Origin of the sequence: Corallococcus terminator (assembly GCF_003611635.1) — a bacterium.
GTDB classification, from domain to species: domain Bacteria; phylum Myxococcota; class Myxococcia; order Myxococcales; family Myxococcaceae; genus Corallococcus; species Corallococcus terminator.
In genome coordinates this window covers 1-17,178 of record NZ_RAVZ01000213.1, presented here as the reverse complement: position 1 = coordinate 17,178, position 17,178 = coordinate 1, and the positions used below count along the sequence as shown (strand labels likewise).

Here is a 17,178-nt window from a genome sequence, read left to right as displayed (position 1 = left end):
ACGACACCCACCTTCGCCCTGCCCCCCACGGGCGCGCCCCCCGCGGAGGTCGACCCGAAGACGGGCCGCCGCAAGAGCGCCAAGGCTGAGGCCGCCGCCGTGCAGGAGCGAATCGCCCCGCGCAAGCGCGTCACCGACGACGAGGACACCCTCGACGAGGCCGCCCCCGAGACGAACCCCGGCGCCATGTCCGCGTCCCAGGATGACGAGGACGCTCCGCGCTTCATCAAGCGCGAGCTGCCCCGCCCCCGCGGCCGCTTCACCCGCGTGGAGGCCCAGCGACTGTCGTTCTTCGAACTGACGCGCGCGGAAGGCAAGGCCACGCTGGAGGCCGCCATCGAGGCCACGGAGCACCGCTACTCGCTGCTGCGCACGCTGGAGCACCGCTACAACGGTCCCCGTGGCGAGCTGACCCAGGTGGACATGGAGAACGTGCTGCGCCAGCACGGCATCATGGAGACGCTGGAGGCGCAGGAGAAGCGCAACCTCCAGACCGCCTATGCCTCCCAGCGCGGCGCCGCCGGCCGCGTGGCCTGGGCCCTGGGCCTGAGCCCCAGCGAGTTGCAGCGGCTGACGCACGCCCTCCTCCTCGAGGAGGAGGTGGAGGCCCTGCGCGAGCGCTTCCGCAACGAGGTGCTGGCCACCTCGCACCTGACCCACCGGTTGGATCTGCTGGGCAAGGACAAGTATCTGGCGGACCTGGGCATCCAGAAGCGCTTCACCGAATCGCTCCGCAAGGAGCTGGAGCGGCTGGTGAAGGACTCGATGTCGGACGCCACCGATCTCCACTCGCTGGCCAACGTCGTGGGTCGTAAACACGGCGCGCCCGCGGAGCTGGTCACCCGCGCCTTCGAGCGCCTGGGTCTGACGGAGAAGCTGCGCAAGCAGCTCTCCTCCCAGACCGTCAACCCTTCGCACTGAGACGAGGTACCCACCCCATGCCCATCTACGAATACGGCTGCTCGGCCTGTGGAAAGACCATCGACGTCCTGCAGAAGATGTCCGACCCCGCTCCCGCCGCGTGCACCGCGTGCGGCGCCGGAGGCACGCTGACCAAGCAGGTCAGCCGCTCCAGCTTCCACCTCAAGGGTGGCGGCTGGTATTCGGACCTGTACGGCTCCACGAAGAAGGACGGAGGCGGCGCTTCCTCGTCGTCCTCTTCGTCCACCTCCACGCCAGCACCGTCGACCTCCACCGCGCCGGCCAGCAGTGCGCCCGCGGCCAACCCCGCGCCGGTCTCTTCCAGCAGCGCGGGCGGCGACAAGTCGTCGTAGCGCCGGCCGTGAAGACCGCCCCCGGCTGAAAATTCGCTGGGGGCGCGGACTGGGCACACACTTCGTGTCGTGCCCTTTCCTCCCTCGAAGCGTCCCCCGCGCCAATGCGCGCTGTGCGGTCATCCGGAGCTGACGGATGCGAGGGGACAGGGTCGGTTCCTCCTGGTGGCCGACCCCCATGGCCGTGGCCCGGTGTGCCCCGCGCAGCGTGGGTGCCGCGACGGCAAGCAGGCCGCGGCGGGCACGCCAGCGCTGACGCAGGCCATCCGCTAGGCTAAGCAGGCACCCGCTGCGCGAGCGCTCCATCCCGCCGCGCGTCCTGGTGCCATGCCGCGTTCTTCCCGCCCCCTGTTCCTCCTGATGCCGCTGCTGGCCGTCGTCAGCGTCGGCTGCGCTTCCGCCACCCGCATGTCCCCCGAGGATCGCGCCGCGTTGGACCGGGGTCTGTCCGGCCCGGACGCGGAGCAGTACCTGCGCGTCTCCGGCTACCTGACGCCCTTCTTCGGGGACGCATCCAAACGGCTCCTGACGCCCTACCCTCCCGAGGATGTGCGGCTGCTGGATGACACGAGCGGCAAGCCCATCAGCCCTGGCCCCATCCAGGCCACGGTGCCCGCCGGCACGCGCGTGCGGATCACGAAGGTGGAGTTCCCCACGGCCTGGGTCATCACCGAGCGCGTCCTCTACTCCCCGCGCTCCTGGCCGTGGGTGTACGTGACGGTGGAGGGGGCTCCGGCGGGTGAGCAGGTGGTGCTGGTGCTCCCGCCCAACCTCGACCGCCAGGACGCCTTCCGCACGGAGCTGGAGAAGACCCTCACGCCCCACCCGATGAAGGATCAGCTCGCGGGCTTCAGCGCGGCGGTGCAGGAGGCCGTGCGCACCAAGAAGCTGGTGGTGGACATGCCCGCGGACGCGGTGCGCATGGCCTGGGGGCCGCCGGAGACGGTGCGCCGCTCGATGGAGGGCGCGGCCCGGAACGAGGAGTGGCGCTACGCCGGGGAGCGCCGCAAGGCGTTCCTCACCGACGGCCGCCTGGTGCGCGCCGAGGAGGCGGGGGCGTCCCTGCTCCCCTAGTCGCTAGCGACGGCCGCCGCGGCGGTGCTGCTGCTTCTTGCCGCCGCCCCCGCCGCCCTTGCGCTGGGCCTGGGCCTCGCCGGGACGGGTGAGGCGGGGCAGCTCACCAGCCATCACCGGCCAGTAGTCGCCCTTGAACAGCTCTTCCACCAACTGCGCCTGGGTGAGCACGTCGCGCTTGAAGAAGGTCGCACCCCGGCCCATCTCGTCCAGGGAGCCGCGCGCGTCACTGCCACCCACGCAGGGCAGCTTGAGCACGTCCGCGGCCTCCACGGCCAGGTCGTTGGCGGTCTGCTTCACCTTGGCGTTGTAGCCCTCCACGGCGCACAGCACGCCCGACAGCGAGCGCACGTACTCCATGGCGGGATTGGGCACGTCGCGGTCGAACGGCCGGGCCGCCACGATGGCCGCGCCCAGGGACTTCACCTTGGGCAGGCACTCGGCGGCGCTCCAGGGCTTCTCCCGGTTGCTCCCCCAGAGCTGCACGGGCTCCGGCGCCAGCTCCGGCTTCGGGAAGAAGCACAGGTACTGGCCCCGGTCCGTCACCAGCTCCAGCCCCACGAACACCTTCACCTTGGCCTTGGCGCCGATCTCGAAGAGCTCGTCGCAGCCGTCCTGGGTGTTGGTCTCCGTGAACGCCACCGCGTCCAGGCCGAACATTGCCGCCCGCTCCAGCACGGCGCGCGGCTCCAGGTCGCACCCCTTGGACAGATGGGAATGGGCGTGTAGGTCGATGAGCATGGGCGACGCGTGCCTAACAGGCCCCACGGGGCGTGTCGAGCCTGCGCGCATGCCCCGAAGCCCCCCGGGCTCCGGAGCTTCACCCGAGCCTCACCGGAGCTTCAGGCGAACGCGTAGGACTGGAAGTTGCCCTGCTTGGCCTGGGTGTTCTTCTCCTCGTAGGTGCGGATGAGGTAGCCCATCAGCATCAGCGAAGAGGTGTTCTCCAGCACCCGGGAAGGATCCTTGGAGATGAGGTTGGCGCTGTAGTTCAGGAAGAACTGCGCCAGCTCCTCGCCCGCTTCCTTCACGATCAGGGCGTTGAGCGCACTCGGCTCCATGGTGCGGATGGTGTTGATGAAATCCACCGCCAGGTCCTTCTTCGTCTTCATGTCCACGGTCCTGCCCCCTTTTTCCCGCCCATGCCCCTGGAACCGCCACGGTTCCGGGCCCCGCCCCAATCCAGACCGGGTGCGACCGGATGAACCTATGCATGCCGTCCACCGTGCAAACCCCCGTGCTTTCCGCTCCCTTGCCTCCTCGCACTTCCCCACTTTCCGGGAGCAGCATTTTTGACACCTTGAAACGCCGTGTGCGATAACTCCCGGTCAGCCTTTTCTCACCACCGCACAAGGAGTGGCAGGCGATGTTCACGGGCGTGAAGGTCTTCTCCGCTACCAAGGCCAAGGAGCGGGAAGAGTTGGGTGAGAACGTCACCCGCTGGATCAAGAGCAACTCCGATCTCGAAATCGTGGACCGGGTCGTCTGCCAGTCCTCCGACAACGAGTTCCACTGCTACACCCTGGTGCTGTTCTACAAACACGCGAAGCCCGCGGCACCGGCGACCGCTCCGTAAGGGGCCTCTTCTCCAGCACCGCATCTTCGTCGAGGGCCTGATCCCCCCGCACGCGCGCCAGCACGACGCGCGCGGGGAGACCGGGCCTTTCTATTTCCCCATGTTAAGGTGCGCGCCGTGGCGCGCTTCGGTGACGACAACGGGGAGGAAGATCGGCTGCTCCGCACGGATGCCCTGCCGGCCCTGCGTCCATCGCGGGTGCGGGTGCGGCTTGTGGTGCTGTCCGGTCCGGAGGCGGGCCAGAGCTATCCGCTGACCCCCGGGCGCTACCGGCTGGGAGCGGATCCGGCGTCGGACATCGTCATCGCGGACCGGGCCGTGTCCCGCAGCCACCTGCTGCTGGACGTGCGCGAGGACACCATCCAGGCGGTGGACGTGGGCTCGCGCAACGGGTCCTTCTGCGAGGGGATGCGCTTCACCACCCTGGACGTGCGTCCGGGCGCGGTGCTCACGCTGGGCACCACGGAGCTGAAGCTGGTGCCGGAGGGCGAACAGTCGCGCGCCATGCCGCTGTCCACCCGCGAACGCTTCGGGAACCTGGTGGGAACAAGCCGCCGCATGCGGGAGCTGTTCACCCTGCTGGAGCGGCTGGCGCAGGGCGAATCCGACGTGCTCATCCAGGGCGAGACGGGCACCGGCAAGGAGCTGTGCGCGGAGGCGCTGCACACGCACGGGACGCGCTCCAAGGGGCCCTTCGTCATCGTGGACCTGGCGGGCGTGGCGCCGCAGCTCCTGGAGTCGGAGCTGTTCGGCCACGTGAAGGGCGCCTTCACCGGGGCGCAGGCGGACCGCGCGGGCGCCTTCGAGCGCGCGCACGGGGGCACCGTCTTCCTGGACGAGGTGGGCGAGCTTCCCCTGGAGGTCCAGCCCCGGCTGTTGCGCGCATTGGAGCGCCGGCAGGTGAAGCGCGTGGGCGCCAACGACTACCGCGCGGTGGACGTGCGGGTGGTGGCCGCCACGCACCAGGACCTGGAGGGCGCGGTGAAGGCCGGCCGCTTCCGGGGGGACCTCTTCCACCGGCTCGCGGTGCTGCGCGCCACGCTGCCGCCCCTGCGCGAGCGTCCGGAGGACATCCCGCTGCTCATCGACACCGTGCTGGAGCGCATGGGCAAGAAGCCCAGCGCCCTGTCGGATCAAACGCGCGCCCTGCTCACCCAGTACCCGTGGCCCGGCAACGTGCGCGAACTGCGCAACGTGGTGGACCGCGTGGTGAACCTGGGTGAATCCGCCCTGCCGGACCTGCCCGAAGCGCCCGTCCGCGCGGCGCGTCCGGCGGCGGACCTGGACCCCGAGGACACCCTGTCGCTCGCGCTGGAGCTGCCCTTCAAGGAGGCCAAGGAGCGCCTCATCGAAGGCTTCGAGCGCGACTACCTCAAGACGCTGCTGGAGCGCTGCGGCGGCAATGTGTCCAAGGCGTCGCGCGAGGCGGGCATCGACCGCGTCTACCTGCGCAAGCTCTTGCGTAAGCACGGCCTCGCGTCCGGGCCGGACTAGCCTGCCGGGTTCGGCCCCCTCCCCTGCCCCACGCTCGGGGTGCGGGGAAAAGGCCGCGCATCCCTCCCGGAGTCATGGGCGCCGTGCCCTCGCGGACATTGGTCCCGCCCTACCTCCCGGGGACGCTTGTCGGCGCGGGTTTCCGGCCCATCTTGGAGGGGACCGCGAGGAGGGTGCCATGCGCCAGGGAATGGGGAGGCTGCTGTTGCTCGGGGGGCTGGGGCTCTTCGCCACCGCGTGCCAGTCCCGGGGAGGGACGGCCGAGGAGGCTCAAGGCCACGGCGCCGCGCTCGCGGTGTTCCCGCTGTCCCGCATGGAGTCGCTGCCGGAAGGCACGGGCGGCAGTGGGAGCGCGGGTGAGGAAGTGGCCCGCGAGGTGCCCGACTTCTACGGGACGGTGACGGTGGCGGGCAGCCGGGGCTTCACGGTGCGGGACGACGACGGTGTGGAGCGCCCCTTCGAGGTGGGCCCCACGACGCGCATCCTGCGTGACGGCCAGCGCGTGCCCCGGGCCCAGCTTCGCGAAGGCGTGATGGTGCACACCACCTACGGCGAGCGGCTGGGCACCTGGGTGGCCACCGACGTGGAGATCTACTCCGGCACGCCGTCGCGCGACCTGACCGCGACGGCGACGACACCGGCACCGGCGAAGCGCTAGTAGACGGCGAGCGCCTGCGGCAGGTGGTAGCCCACGATGGTGAGCACCGGGATCTTCGGACCCTCGTCCTCATCGTCGTTCGTCATGCCGGACGTGACGCGCAGGCCGTCGAAGCGCGCGAGGATGACGTAGTCGCGGCGCGTCTCCAGGAACGGATCCGCCGCCGCCAGCCGACCCAGGGCCTCGCGACCCGTCTCATCGGAGATGTTGTCGTAGGTCGGCTCGGTCGTGGACTGGTAGGTGCGCTCGCGCGTGACGACCGAGCCCCCCACCCGTCCTTCACCCGTCAGCACCGTGCGCCCGCCCAGGTCGCCGGACGTCTCCGACACGGTGTCCGTGCGGAACGTCATCCCCACCTCGCGGTGGGAGCCCACGGACTGGAGGCCCTGCTCCACCAGCCACAGCGTGGGGCGCTCCCCGTCCAGGCGCTGGTCCGCCACCTGCGCGCGCAACATCACGTAGCGGCCCCGGTAGGTGTCCGGCTGCGCGATGGCGGACGCGAGCGAGAAGATGGGCACCTTGCGCGCGTGCAGCAGGCGCAGCTCGCCATCCACGCTGCCGCCCCGGTGGGCCACCACCCGGGCGATGAGGTTGGCGGCGTCCGGCCGCACGCGCAGGTCCTCCGCCCACGCACTGCCCAGCACCGCGCCCAGTTGCGTGAAGGCGGGCGAATCCGCGCACACCTTCAGCGCGAGCCACGCCTCGTCGCGCGAGGTCCCCTGGAGCCTGCGGGCCGCGCCCTCGCAGAGGGCGGGCGTGGGGTAGCGAGCGGCGAACGCGCGGGAGTCCTGGGGCGACGGCCCCGGGTCCTCCGCGGGCGGACGGGCCGGGGCCTGCACCAGCGCAGGCAGGGGCGCCGGAGCGTCCGTGAGGGCACGATCCTCCAGGGCCACGTGTGAATGCGCGGCACCGCAGCCGGTGACGAGCGCGCCCAGCAGGGTCAGCATCGGAAGACGGGGCATGGCGCGAGGCTCCTGTGGAAGGACTGCTGACTTGGGACTACAGCGCCGCGGAGCCGGTGTCCGGGCTCACGCGCGACGGGGGCGGGCGCGGAATGGACGCGGACGGGGGCAGCATCATCGAGCAGGCGTCACGGCAGCGCTCGTCCAGACACGCGAGCGTGTTGGGCCCGGCCTGCTGGCGCGACACGTCCGCGTAGCAGGCCTCGCCATCGCCGGGGCAGCGGCTGCGCGCGGCGCACTCACAGCAGGAGGAGGCCACGGAGGCCATCAACTGCACGTCCTGGAGCACGGAGGACAGCGCGCGGTAGCAGGCGCGGGCCTCGGGCGAGAAGCGCCCCTTCTTGTCCACCACCGACGTATTGCCCTCGAGCCCGCAGCGGCCCACCACGGTGGCGTACTTGCCCTCGCAGACGGCGACGAGCTTGGGGTCCGCCACGCCATCCCGCGCGTGGCTGATGGCCTCCGAACAGAGGGCGCGCGACGCGTCCTTGAGCAGTTGGATGTTGGCGTTCTCCACGCTGGCGTTGGGCGCGCCGGGTGGCGGCAACTCCGCTTCGAAGACGCACTCCTTGCCGGCGCGCAGCGTGTCGATGGTGCACGCCCATGCCGTGGGCGATGCATCCACGAGCGGGGGCGCGCCCAGCGCCTCAGGAGGAAGGGACGACGGCGCGGCACCGGGCGGCGCGGCACCGAGGAGCAGCAGGGACAGGATCATCGCCTTCATGACCGCCCAGCGTAGGACTTCGGCGCGCGCCACTCAAACCGGACCGGCCAGAACCTGTTCGTCCGGCGTCACGAAGGCGGGTTCGGATTGACCGGTGTCCAACGTCAGCGGTGGCGCCTTCGAGCGGCCAATGACGATGGGCGGCTCGATGAGCGCGGGGGGCGTGGCCCGGTGGTCGTCGGGGTCCGGCACCCAGACCGGCTCCTCGGGAGAGCGCCCTCGCTGCCACCGGCGCGGCACCCGGCGCAGGCCCACCGGGAACACCGTCAGTTGTCCGTCCTTGTCGAAGTGGAGCCGCAGGAAGTTCTTCCAGTCCGGAATGGACAGCGAGGAGAAGGCCTCGTTGGGGTGACACGAGAACACGTTGAGCGACAGCAGCAGGTACAGGCCCACCACCAGGGGGCCCACCAGCGCGCCCCCGCCAAAGAGCAGCAGCCCGCTCAGGAAGTCGCGCCCCAGACTCCATTGCAGCCCACCCGCCAGGGGCGCGGCGATGGAGGACACGCCCCAGGTGAGCAGCAACGCGAGGACCAGATGCACGGCCCCGTGCACGCCTCCGGCGACCTGCCGCCAGCGCCGCCCCCTGCGGTCGTCCGCGAACGCGATGGTGCCCACCAGCGTGCCCGCGGCGAGCAGCAGCGAGCCCGTGCTCTGCAGCGCGGCGTTGAGCACTTCGCGCAGGGGTGGCGCGGCCACGGCGCCTTCATTGAGGTTCGCGGCCACGCCCCACCCCAGCAGTGCGTACACGCCGCCCATGAACGCGGCGAACCAGGGGTTGATGGCGGTGAACAGCAGGTTGCGCCAGGTCAGCCGCCGGGACGTCTCCTGGGACGGATAGCACTGCTTCAACACGAAGCCGCCCGGCCGCGTGTCCACCCGGGGCAGGTGCGTGGGGTGCAGGAAGGCCCCTCCCCCACCCGCGACGATCTTCTGGCGCCCTTCCGCGTTCTCATGCCGGCGGTAGTGGTGCAGGTCCCCCGCGAGGAACACGCTCACCCGCTTGCCCAGAATCTTCTGCTCCAGGAAGTCGATGTTGTGGTCCAGGAAGCCGCGGCCCGCGCGGGGCTTCACCTGCTGTTTGATCCACGCCGGCTCCGCGTTGCAGAGGATGATGCGGTCCTCGCGGTCCATCTGCGCGGCCACCTTCTGGAAGAACTCCACCTGGAAGGCATCCAGGTCGGACTCCAGTTGCATGTCCGTGCCCAACAGCCACCAGCCGTGCGGCAGCTTCAGCGCGAAGTAGCTGCGCCGCTGCCGCGTGTGCCAGCCGTCGGAGCGCCGGCCCTGGCAGAACAGGCGCGTGAACGACACCAGTCCGTCATACCAGTCGTGGTTGCCCGGCACCGCGAACAGGTGCGGCCGGTGGCGGCGGCGGTTCAGCGCGGCCGCGTACGGGACCACCGTGCGCGCCTGGTACTCCTCCACGCTCGCGGTCGGGTACACCTCATCCCCACCGAACACGAGCACGTCGCCGCCCTCCGTGGGGTGCACCTTCCCGGTCGCATCCGCCAGGTCCAGCGTCGGCGCCATCACGGCCGACGCCACCGCGTAGGTGGAGTTCCAGCCGTCGCCCAGGTCGGAGACGTAGTCCAGCCACAGCTCCTCGCGGGCCTCACCGTCGCTGTCCACAGAGTAGTCGAACGCCAACGGCTGCGGGCGCGCCACCGCGTCCAGCAACCGCCGGTCCGCCTGCTGTCCGATGGTGGCCGACAGGAGCGCCTTCAGGCCCGTCTTCGCGAGCACTTCCGGGTCGTACCAGGACACCATCGGCTTGGCCGGGGGCGTTTCCCGCGGCGTGTGCAGCCCGCGGCGCCGCTCCCGGGTCCGGGGCGGAAGCAGGCCGGGGCCGTGGCTCACGTCGGTGGCGCGGACGGCCATGCCTCCTCCTCGGTCCGGTGCCACCCGTGGACGGGCGCGCTGCGGAAATGGTCGTCGATGAGGTGATCCGCGAAGCGGTCCGCGAACGCGGCGATGGTGAGGCTCGGGTTGGGCCCGGTGGGCCCCGGCATCATCGCGCCGTCCGCCACGTACAGGCCCGGGTGCCCGAAGGCCTCGCCCATCGCATCCACCACGCCCGTCCGGGGTGCGCGCCCCATGGGGCAGCCGCCCAGCGGGTGCACGGTGATGACCCGGCTCACGTAGCTGAGCGGGTTCTGCACCAGCTTGCCTTCGAGCGCCTTGGCGATGTCCGCCATCGACTGGCGCACGCGGTCGAAATACGCCTTCGAACCGCTGAGCTTCCAGTCGATGTCCAGCATCCCGTCATCCGTCAGGCGCATGTGCCCGTTCGGGGTGTCGCGCCCCATGCCCAGCAGCGGCAGCGACGTGGCGGAGCCCAGGCAGTCGCCCATCAGCTCCGCGATCTCCTCGCCCACGTCCGAGTCGCGCGTGAGGCCCGTCCAACCGCGCACCAGGCGCCAGCCCAGTCGCAGTCCGCGCTTCAGCAGCGGCACCTGGTGCGCGCCTTCGTAGAGCCAGTTGACGAACTCCGGGAAGCCCGCGTCCTCGATGTAGTAGCCCCGGCCGGTGCCGCCCTCCTCCGCGCCCCGGAAGTGGAGCGCGCTGGTGATGACCGGGCCGTGCCCGCCATCCAGGATGCGCGGCAGCGCCTTGCCCGTGCTGCTGTCACGACACTGCCGCATGAAGCCCAGCAGATCCCCGTTGCCGCAGAAGCGCGAGCCCAGTTGGTCGCTGAGCGCGGGGAAGCGCCGCCGGTTCTTCAAGAGCAGGTACGTCGTGCCGAACGTGCCTGCCGCCAGCACCAGCCGCTCGGCCGTCACGGTGGTGCGGGGCTGCATCCACTGGGGCCCTTCGCGCGGCGTCTCCTCCGCGACGTCGTGGTGATCCAGGTACTGCACGACGTAGCCCCCGCCGTCGGCGGGCCAGAACTCCGTCACCTCCGCGCGCGTGCGCAGCTCCGCCCCGGCGCGCTTCGCCGCGGAGAGGTACGTGTAGTCGAGCGTGTTCTTGCTGCCGGTGTTGCAACCGATGTCGCACTCACCGCAGAGGTGACAGGTGGTGCGCGTGCGGCCGTGGAGGTTGGGGTGCTCTTCGCGGATGGGCTCGCCCGGCACGGGCACCTCGCCGGGGTTTCCGAACGTCACCGCCAGCGGAGGCAACTGCCAGTCGGCGGCGCGGCCCAGGCGTTGGGCGGCGAGCCGCATCGCCTGAGTCTTCGCGGTGGAGGAATAGGGCGCGTGCTCCAACGGATAGCGCTGCGCCTTCATCATCCGCTCCACGGCGTCGTAGTGCGTCTCCAGGTCCTCGCGGGTGACGGGCCAGTCCTCATAGCCTCCGTTGCGTGGATCCTCGTGGATGAAGGTCCGCTCGTCCTTGCGCAGAAGCACGTTGGCGTAGATGAGCGAACCGCCGCCCAGGCCCGAGGACACCACCCCGCCCAGCCCCTTGAACGACCACAGGTTGAAGAGGCCGTGCAGGCCCATTCTCGGGTCCCAGAAGTTGCGGCGCATGTCGTGCGGACTGCGCGGAAACGAGCCGGGCGGATACTGGATGTGGGCCACCAGCCGGGCGGCGTGGGACCTGTCGCGGATGAACGCGTCCATGTCGTCGATGCTGATGGTGCAGTGCATGGTGAAGAGCGTGGAGCGTCCATCGTGGGCACCGGCTTCGGGGTCGGTGGTGCCCAGCGCCAGGGGCCCGGACATGGTCTCGCGGAAGGTCAGTTCAGGAGCGGATTCGGTCATCTGGGTGATCTCCGGCGTGAGGGGAAGGCCCCGGGGGTCCGCGACGCGCAGATAGCGGCTGGCGTCCGAGTAGCCCTGGTCGATGAGGGACGCAGCGGTGACATGCCCCGCGTAGAAGTCCGGATCCAACGGCAGGGGACGCTCCGGCTTGATGAGGTGGACGGTGATGGGCCGGGGGTGTCCCGGCACCATTTCGCCCGCGAGGATGCGCTCGTTGAGTTCGCGCACCTGCTCCAACTGGGCGAAGAGCGCGCCGTTCGCGCTCAGCTCGATCATGTGGACGTACTGGCGGAAGAACCCCGCGCCGTACGAAGGCGTATTGCCAATGCACCAGACGACCCACACTTCGTCCGCTCCACGGTGCACGGCCTCCATCACGTTGGCGTCCTGGATCCACACCGAGTCCAGGTAGAGGTGGCCCTCCTTCTGCACGGGCGGCATGAAGAGCGGCAGGGAGATGCCGGCCACCAGCAGGTCGCGATCCACGTCGGTGTGGGCGATGGCCTCGTTCGTCTTCCGGGCGAAGTCGCAGACGTTGAAGGTGCCCACGCGCTCGCGGTTCGCGCGCACGGCGTCCACGTCGATGCCCAGGTGCGGAAAGACGCGCTCGATGATGCCGTCCGCGTCCCCCAGCGCTTCGAGCTTCAAGGGACGCGCGTAGGCGTCCAGCGGCATGAGGGACACGAAGTCCTTCACGCGCAGGGTCCGCCACCGCTCGCACATCTCGGCGGGAGACAGGCCGGACAGCCACATGGCCAGGGTGATGATTCCGCCTGACGTGCCGTCCGCGTGCTCGAAGGTCATGCCCGCGTCCGTCAACGCGCGCAGCACCCCCGCCTGCCACGCGACGCGCATGCCGCCGCCCGCGAGGACGAGCGAGCGTCGGGGTTGCACCCCCTGCCCTGGCTCCGTCGCGGTCGGGGCATCCTGAAGCACGGGCGAGGGTTCGGATCCGCCCTCCCCGTTCGGTGCATCGGGTGAACTCGCGGAGGATGGCTCCGGCCCGCTCTCACGCAGTTCGGACAACGAACCCGCGACCGGCTTCAAGACCGGCATGCCCGGCGAGCGCACGGGCACATCCATCCCCGCCCTCATCCACCGCTCGATGGGCGAACGCCTGCGCGGCCCGGCCCTGCCCGTCACGCTCAGCGTGGACGACGCGGAACGGCCCCCCTCCTCGCCCGGTTCCACCTCGGGCTGCGGCTTGAGCACGGAGATGACCTGCTCGCGCTGGCGCAGCGTCACGTAGAACCCGAGCACCAGCGCGGCCGACAGGGCATCGAACCCCGCCACGAACAACGACAGCGGCGACAGCAGTCCGCGCCCCACCGCCACCGAGACCATCAGGCACGCACCGACCTTCTGGAGCCCCGACCACAGGAAGGCCGCCGGGTTGGCTCGGGGCTCGTGCAGGCCGTGCAGCAGCAGGCCGCCGAACAGCAGCATGAACATTCCCACGATGCGGAAGAAGTGCGCGGGCGCGGCGGACGCATCCGCCTGCATCAGGCGCAGCTCCGTTCCGGGCAGGAACATCTGCACCGCGCCAGACACGACGGTGATCCACCCGATGGCCGCGAGCGCCCAGCGCCACCCACGACCGTGGGTGCGGGACAGACGCTCCAGCCGCCTGGACAGGCCCGAGCTCATGCGTGGCGCTCCCGGTGCGTTGGGATGGACAGCCCGTAGCGCGGCAACCGGAGGCCCGCCGGATGTTCGGCGCGCAACACGCGGTGCACGAAGTAGCCCAGCATGGACAGCCACTGCACCGTCCACAGCCCCACGCGGATGCGGTTCATCCGCATCCACGCCCCCAGCACCTCCGTCAGCCTTTCAGGCGACGTGATGCCGGCCGCCATCTCGTCGTTGTACGGGAAGATGAAGATGCGCGTGAGCAGCGTGGCCACCACCACAACCAGCAGCACCATCAGCGGATACCACCGCAGCGCCGTCCGCCGCTCCCGCCACGCCAGCCCCACCGCCGACAGCAACATCACCAGCGTCATGCCGGTGAAGAAGCGCGTGGCCGCCTGCACCTGCGGCACGAACTGGAGGTAGTAGTTGTCCACCGTGAGCTGGGGCGCGATGGGGAACGTAAAGAGGATGAGCGACCACCCCGTGCCCAGGTACATGGACACGCACAGGAACAGCAGGCACGCGTTCCCGAGGTGGAGGAGGTCGCCGCGCTTCATGGCCAGACGCCCTGCGTGTTCTCGGAGATGCTCCGGGTCGGCATGCCGGCCCCATCCGGAGGCGGCATCGGCGTCTGGTCCTGTCCCAGGTCCACGACGCTCTCCAACCCTTCCGGATACGTGTCCATGGGCAGCGTGGGCTGGGTGAGGAACCACGCCTCGAAGTGGTCATCCAGCACGCCGCTCGACGACGGGAAGAACCCGGTGAAGAACGCGCGCGGGGAGATGCTCAACTCCCTCAGCGCCTGCACGCGCGGGTGGTCTCCCAGCTCCAGCGTGGCCCAGGCCTTGCGGCCAATGCGGAAGCCGAACCGGCCCCGGAAGTAGATGGACGACTTCATCAACATGCCCCGGAACGCGCAGTAGTTCACCGCCGACGTCCGGATGGGCAGCCACGCGTGCGCCGGCCGTTCGATGCGCACGCGCACCGCCTCCTGCCCCCCTTCCGCGTAGCGGCTGCTGACCGACCCGTCCTCCTGCTTGAAGTCCAGCCGCGCCAGGTGCTTGGGCATGCCCCAGATGCCCTTGCCGCCCTTCACGGACACCTCCGTGTTCACGGGCAGGTCCACCACGTACTGCCCCACGCCGAAGCGCTTGGGGAACAGCAGCGGCACCAGCGGCGGCGCGGGCCTGCGCCCGTGCGTGCACGCCAGCGCGATGCTGAATTCGATGTACGCGCCGATGTCCGTCTTCTTGTAGTCGATGACGGAGATGAGCAGCACGCCCTTGTCCCTCGACACGCGCAGCGGATGCAGTTCGTTGCCGGGCAGCAGGGCCGCCACGCGCCGCGCGTCCACCGTGAAGGCGGCCATCAGGGCCGGGGACCCCTGTGAATTCACCGGCAGCGCGTACGGGATGTCGTCCACCCGCGAGTAGCGACCCGACTGCCGCTGGATGCGTCTGGGAAGGAACATGGCAGGCCTTTCGTCACACCGGGCGATCCAGCTCGGCGAGGAGGAGGGGGAAGACGTCCCGGGCCGCGTACTTGCCCATGAAGACGTCCAGGTGGCCGTAGCCGGGCAACAGGTGCAGCGCGTGCCGGCCCGGTTGGAAGCGGTCCATGTATTCGAAGCTGCGGCGCTGGCTCTCCGCGAGGAAGCAGCGGTTCTCCGTCCCCGCCAGGAAGACGAAGCGCGCGTCCGTCTGGGGCTCGCCCACGCCCAGGTCCTCCGGCAGCGCGCTGAAGTGCTCCACCGGCACCAGGTGCCCGGCGCGCACGCACGTCTCCATCTGCTTGAAGAAGCTGAAGGGCACCGGGCCGAACTCGTGCTGGAGCCAGTCGTGCGTGCGGGCGTTCAGGTTTTCGTGACGCCACAGCACCGGGAAGCCCGTGCCGTAGGTGAAGCTCGTCCAGCGACAGACGAGGTTGTCGCATTCGTGATGCGTCGCCTGCACCACGCGCGTCAGCGCCCGGGCCGTGCGCGTGGGACCGCCGAAGGCCCACTGTGGATCCAGGTACGGCGTCAGGTGGGAGACCAGCGGAACGGCGTATCTCAGCTTCACCTTCGCGGACGGGGGCACCACCGGGTGCAGCGACACCGCGTTGCTGATGATGACGTCCACCTCCGGCAGCAATCCCGCCATCGCGGCCATCATGAAGCTGGTGGACCCCTGGCAGTGGATGACGGCCTTGAGGGTGTCGTGCCCCGTCTTCTCCAGCACGGTGTGGACGGCGGCCGGGTGGTCCAGGACGGCGGCCTGATCCAGCGTCCACTCGACAGGCTCCACGTCCATGCTCGCGCGCCAGTTCTCAAGCCACACGTCGTAGCCATCGTCGATGAGCGCATCCACCACCGTCTGGCGGACGGGGGCGCGGAAGATGTTCCCGCGCACGCCAGCGCCGTGCACCAGCACCACCGGTCCCTTGATCGCCTCCTCCGGGCCGCGCAGGTGCACCAGGTGCAGCGCGCGACCGTCGCCCGCGAGGAAGGGGACGATCTCCTCGGAGTAACGCGGTTCATGGAACGATTCGACGGACATGAAGGCGGCCCCCCACTGAAGCCCAACTCAAAGCTGGGGCGGTGCCTGGGAGGCGACAACCGGAACGCAGGGCGCGCTGCGCGGCCCCCTGTCCTTCCTGTCCGGAGCCTCGCGGAACAGCGCGGCGCTTCCCCGACACTCCGCCCATGAGCACGCGCGCGGTGCTAAGGGTGGAGGCATGGACCAGGACACGGGCTGGAGCGAATACGCGTCGGGCTCGACGCTCGGGGGCGAAGGCAGCCAGGGCGGCATCGTGGTGCGCGACGAGGGCTATCGCGGCAACCTGCGCCTCACCTACGAAGCGGATGAGGCGCGCTCCTTCCACTCCATCACCTGCGGCATCGCGGGCTGGCTGCGGCACCCGCGCTTCTTCGACAACGCCGACGCCGCGGCCCGCGCGTTCGAGGACATGAAGCCCGCGCTGGAGGAGCTGGGCGCGAAGCTCACCGAGGGCGGTCCGCGTTCGACAGCGGAGGGCCAGGCGGTGGGTCACCTGCTCGCGGCCTTCGTGGTGCGCTTTTCCTGAGGCGCGCTCCCCGCGCGTAAGGGTTGCTTAAGATCTTCCCGCGATAACCCGGTTCGCCGTCCGGTCAGCCCCGGACGGTCCCGTGAGTGGCACCCCCGCCGCTCCCGGCTCCCCAGCTCCCGGAGGAACCACCGGATGAAGAGCGAAAACCCCCAGGACCTTCCCCCCAAGGCCCTCACCCGTCGAGGCATGCTGCGCGGCATCGGCCTGACCCTGGCCGCGGTTCCCATCGGCAAGCTGCTCATGGCCTGCGGTGGCAGTGAGACGGACGACCCGACCGGCGGCACCGACACCGACGGCGGCGTCACCGACCCCGGCGTGTGGGCCACCGGTGGCACCGCGGCGATGACGGCCGCGTCCAGCTACCCGGATCCGTTCGCCGCCGGCCTCGGCACCGTGTGCGCGCTCACCTGCGAATCCACGCTGGGCCCCTGCTACGCGACCACGGTGGATCGCAAGGACATCAGCGAAGGACACGACGGCCTGCCCGTGCGACTGGCCTTCCTCATCGTCGACGAGACGTGCAAGCCCATCCCCAACGCCACGGTGGACATCTGGCACGCCGCGCCCGAAGGGCTCTACTCCGGCGAGGACGCCAGCGACTTCTGCACCTCCGGCGATGAAGTGGCCCGCGCGGCGCGGTGGTTCCGCGGCGTGCAGACCACGGATGCCAGCGGGCGGGCGGACTTCGACACGTGCTTCCCCGGTTGGTACAGCAGCCGCACCATCCACATCCACTTCACCGTGCGCGTGGGCGGCCAGGAGTTCGTCACCTCGCAGCTCTTCTTCGACGACACGCTCAACGACGACATCGTCAACCACCAGCCGCTCTACAACACGCGCGGTGCCCGGGACACGACCAACGCGAACGACAACGTCGTCTCCGCGGAGAGCGTGGGCAACTACCTGTTCGCGACCCAGCGCATGGCGGACGGCGCGATGCTCGCATCCAAGACGCTGATCATCCGCTCCTCGCTCGCCAACGAGCAGTGCGCCATCCCGGGCGGTGGTGGGGGC

The 17,178-nt window shown here is 70.2% G+C and carries 17 protein-coding genes; 8 read left to right on the top strand and 9 right to left on the bottom strand.

Annotated features, from left to right (window positions below; all coding sequences use genetic code 11):
- The 3 genes from D7V88_RS26555 to D7V88_RS26540 form a co-directional block, all read left to right on the top strand.
- A partial coding sequence (locus tag D7V88_RS26555; RefSeq protein WP_120543425.1) for a hypothetical protein occupies positions 1-921 on the top strand: 921 nt, incomplete at its 5' end.
- 17 nt (positions 922-938) lie between these two features.
- Complete coding sequence (locus D7V88_RS26550) at positions 939-1,274, top strand: FmdB family zinc ribbon protein (RefSeq protein ID WP_120543424.1); 336 nt, start codon at positions 939-941, stop codon at positions 1,272-1,274.
- Positions 1,275-1,601: 327 nt separating this feature from the next.
- Complete coding sequence (locus tag D7V88_RS26540) at positions 1,602-2,348, top strand: hypothetical protein (protein ID WP_120543422.1); 747 nt, start codon at positions 1,602-1,604, stop codon at positions 2,346-2,348.
- Positions 2,349-2,351: 3 nt separating this feature from the next.
- Here D7V88_RS26540 and D7V88_RS26535 read toward each other — a convergent pair whose 3' ends face one another.
- Positions 2,352-3,089, bottom strand: a complete 738-nt coding sequence (locus D7V88_RS26535) for a PHP-associated domain-containing protein (RefSeq protein ID WP_120543421.1) — start codon at positions 3,087-3,089, stop codon at positions 2,352-2,354.
- A 101-nt stretch (positions 3,090-3,190) separates the two neighbouring features.
- Positions 3,191-3,466, bottom strand: coding sequence for a hypothetical protein (locus D7V88_RS26530; protein ID WP_120538309.1), 276 nt, complete (start codon positions 3,464-3,466; stop codon positions 3,191-3,193).
- 248 nt (positions 3,467-3,714) lie between these two features.
- On the opposite strand from D7V88_RS26530, the gene D7V88_RS26525 reads away from it, so the two are divergent.
- From D7V88_RS26525 to D7V88_RS26515, 3 genes are all read left to right on the top strand, one after another.
- On the top strand, positions 3,715-3,924 hold the full coding sequence (locus D7V88_RS26525; protein ID WP_120543420.1) for a hypothetical protein: 210 nt from the start codon (positions 3,715-3,717) through the stop codon (positions 3,922-3,924).
- Between the two features lie 117 nt (positions 3,925-4,041).
- Positions 4,042-5,418: a sigma 54-interacting transcriptional regulator gene (locus D7V88_RS26520; RefSeq protein WP_120543426.1), complete on the top strand. Its 1,377-nt coding sequence runs from the start codon at positions 4,042-4,044 to the stop codon at positions 5,416-5,418.
- Between the two features lie 178 nt (positions 5,419-5,596).
- Complete coding sequence (locus D7V88_RS26515) at positions 5,597-6,076, top strand: hypothetical protein (RefSeq protein WP_120543419.1); 480 nt, start codon at positions 5,597-5,599, stop codon at positions 6,074-6,076.
- Here the strand turns inward: D7V88_RS26515 and D7V88_RS26510 are convergent.
- Genes D7V88_RS26510 through D7V88_RS26475 form a run of 7 tightly spaced genes read right to left on the bottom strand, consistent with a single transcriptional unit; the run spans position 6,073 to position 15,635 of the window.
- Complete coding sequence (locus D7V88_RS26510) at positions 6,073-7,038, bottom strand: hypothetical protein (RefSeq protein ID WP_120543418.1); 966 nt, start codon at positions 7,036-7,038, stop codon at positions 6,073-6,075. The genes D7V88_RS26515 and D7V88_RS26510 overlap by 4 nt on opposite strands.
- A gap of 37 nt (positions 7,039-7,075) precedes the next feature.
- A complete protein-coding gene (locus D7V88_RS26505) occupies positions 7,076-7,762 on the bottom strand; it encodes a hypothetical protein (protein WP_120543417.1) in 687 nt (228 codons plus the stop codon).
- A 33-nt stretch (positions 7,763-7,795) separates the two neighbouring features.
- Complete coding sequence (locus D7V88_RS26500) at positions 7,796-9,640, bottom strand: metallophosphoesterase (protein ID WP_120543416.1); 1,845 nt, start codon at positions 9,638-9,640, stop codon at positions 7,796-7,798.
- The gene (locus D7V88_RS43885) at positions 9,616-13,113 is read right to left on the bottom strand and encodes a patatin-like phospholipase family protein (protein ID WP_208726471.1); all 3,498 of its coding nucleotides are present in this window, start codon (positions 13,111-13,113) and stop codon (positions 9,616-9,618) included. The genes D7V88_RS26500 and D7V88_RS43885 overlap by 25 nt, the downstream gene beginning before the upstream one ends.
- Positions 13,110-13,655, bottom strand: coding sequence for a hypothetical protein (locus D7V88_RS26485; protein ID WP_120543415.1), 546 nt, complete (start codon positions 13,653-13,655; stop codon positions 13,110-13,112). The genes D7V88_RS43885 and D7V88_RS26485 overlap by 4 nt, the downstream gene beginning before the upstream one ends.
- Positions 13,652-14,569 carry an acetoacetate decarboxylase family protein gene (locus D7V88_RS26480; protein WP_120543414.1) on the bottom strand — a complete coding sequence of 306 codons (918 nt, stop codon included), beginning with the start codon at positions 14,567-14,569 and terminating at the stop codon, positions 13,652-13,654. The genes D7V88_RS26485 and D7V88_RS26480 overlap by 4 nt, the downstream gene beginning before the upstream one ends.
- Positions 14,570-14,582: 13 nt before the next feature.
- The gene (locus tag D7V88_RS26475) at positions 14,583-15,635 is read right to left on the bottom strand and encodes an alpha/beta fold hydrolase (RefSeq protein ID WP_120543413.1); all 1,053 of its coding nucleotides are present in this window, start codon (positions 15,633-15,635) and stop codon (positions 14,583-14,585) included.
- Between the two features lie 178 nt (positions 15,636-15,813).
- Here D7V88_RS26475 and D7V88_RS26470 point away from each other — a divergent pair, with 178 nt between their 5' ends.
- Both D7V88_RS26470 and D7V88_RS26465 read left to right on the top strand, forming a co-directional pair.
- Positions 15,814-16,161: a hypothetical protein gene (locus tag D7V88_RS26470; RefSeq protein ID WP_120543412.1), complete on the top strand. Its 348-nt coding sequence runs from the start codon at positions 15,814-15,816 to the stop codon at positions 16,159-16,161.
- A gap of 135 nt (positions 16,162-16,296) precedes the next feature.
- On the top strand, positions 16,297-17,178 hold an 882-nt coding region (locus tag D7V88_RS26465), incomplete at its 3' end, for a dioxygenase family protein (protein WP_120543411.1).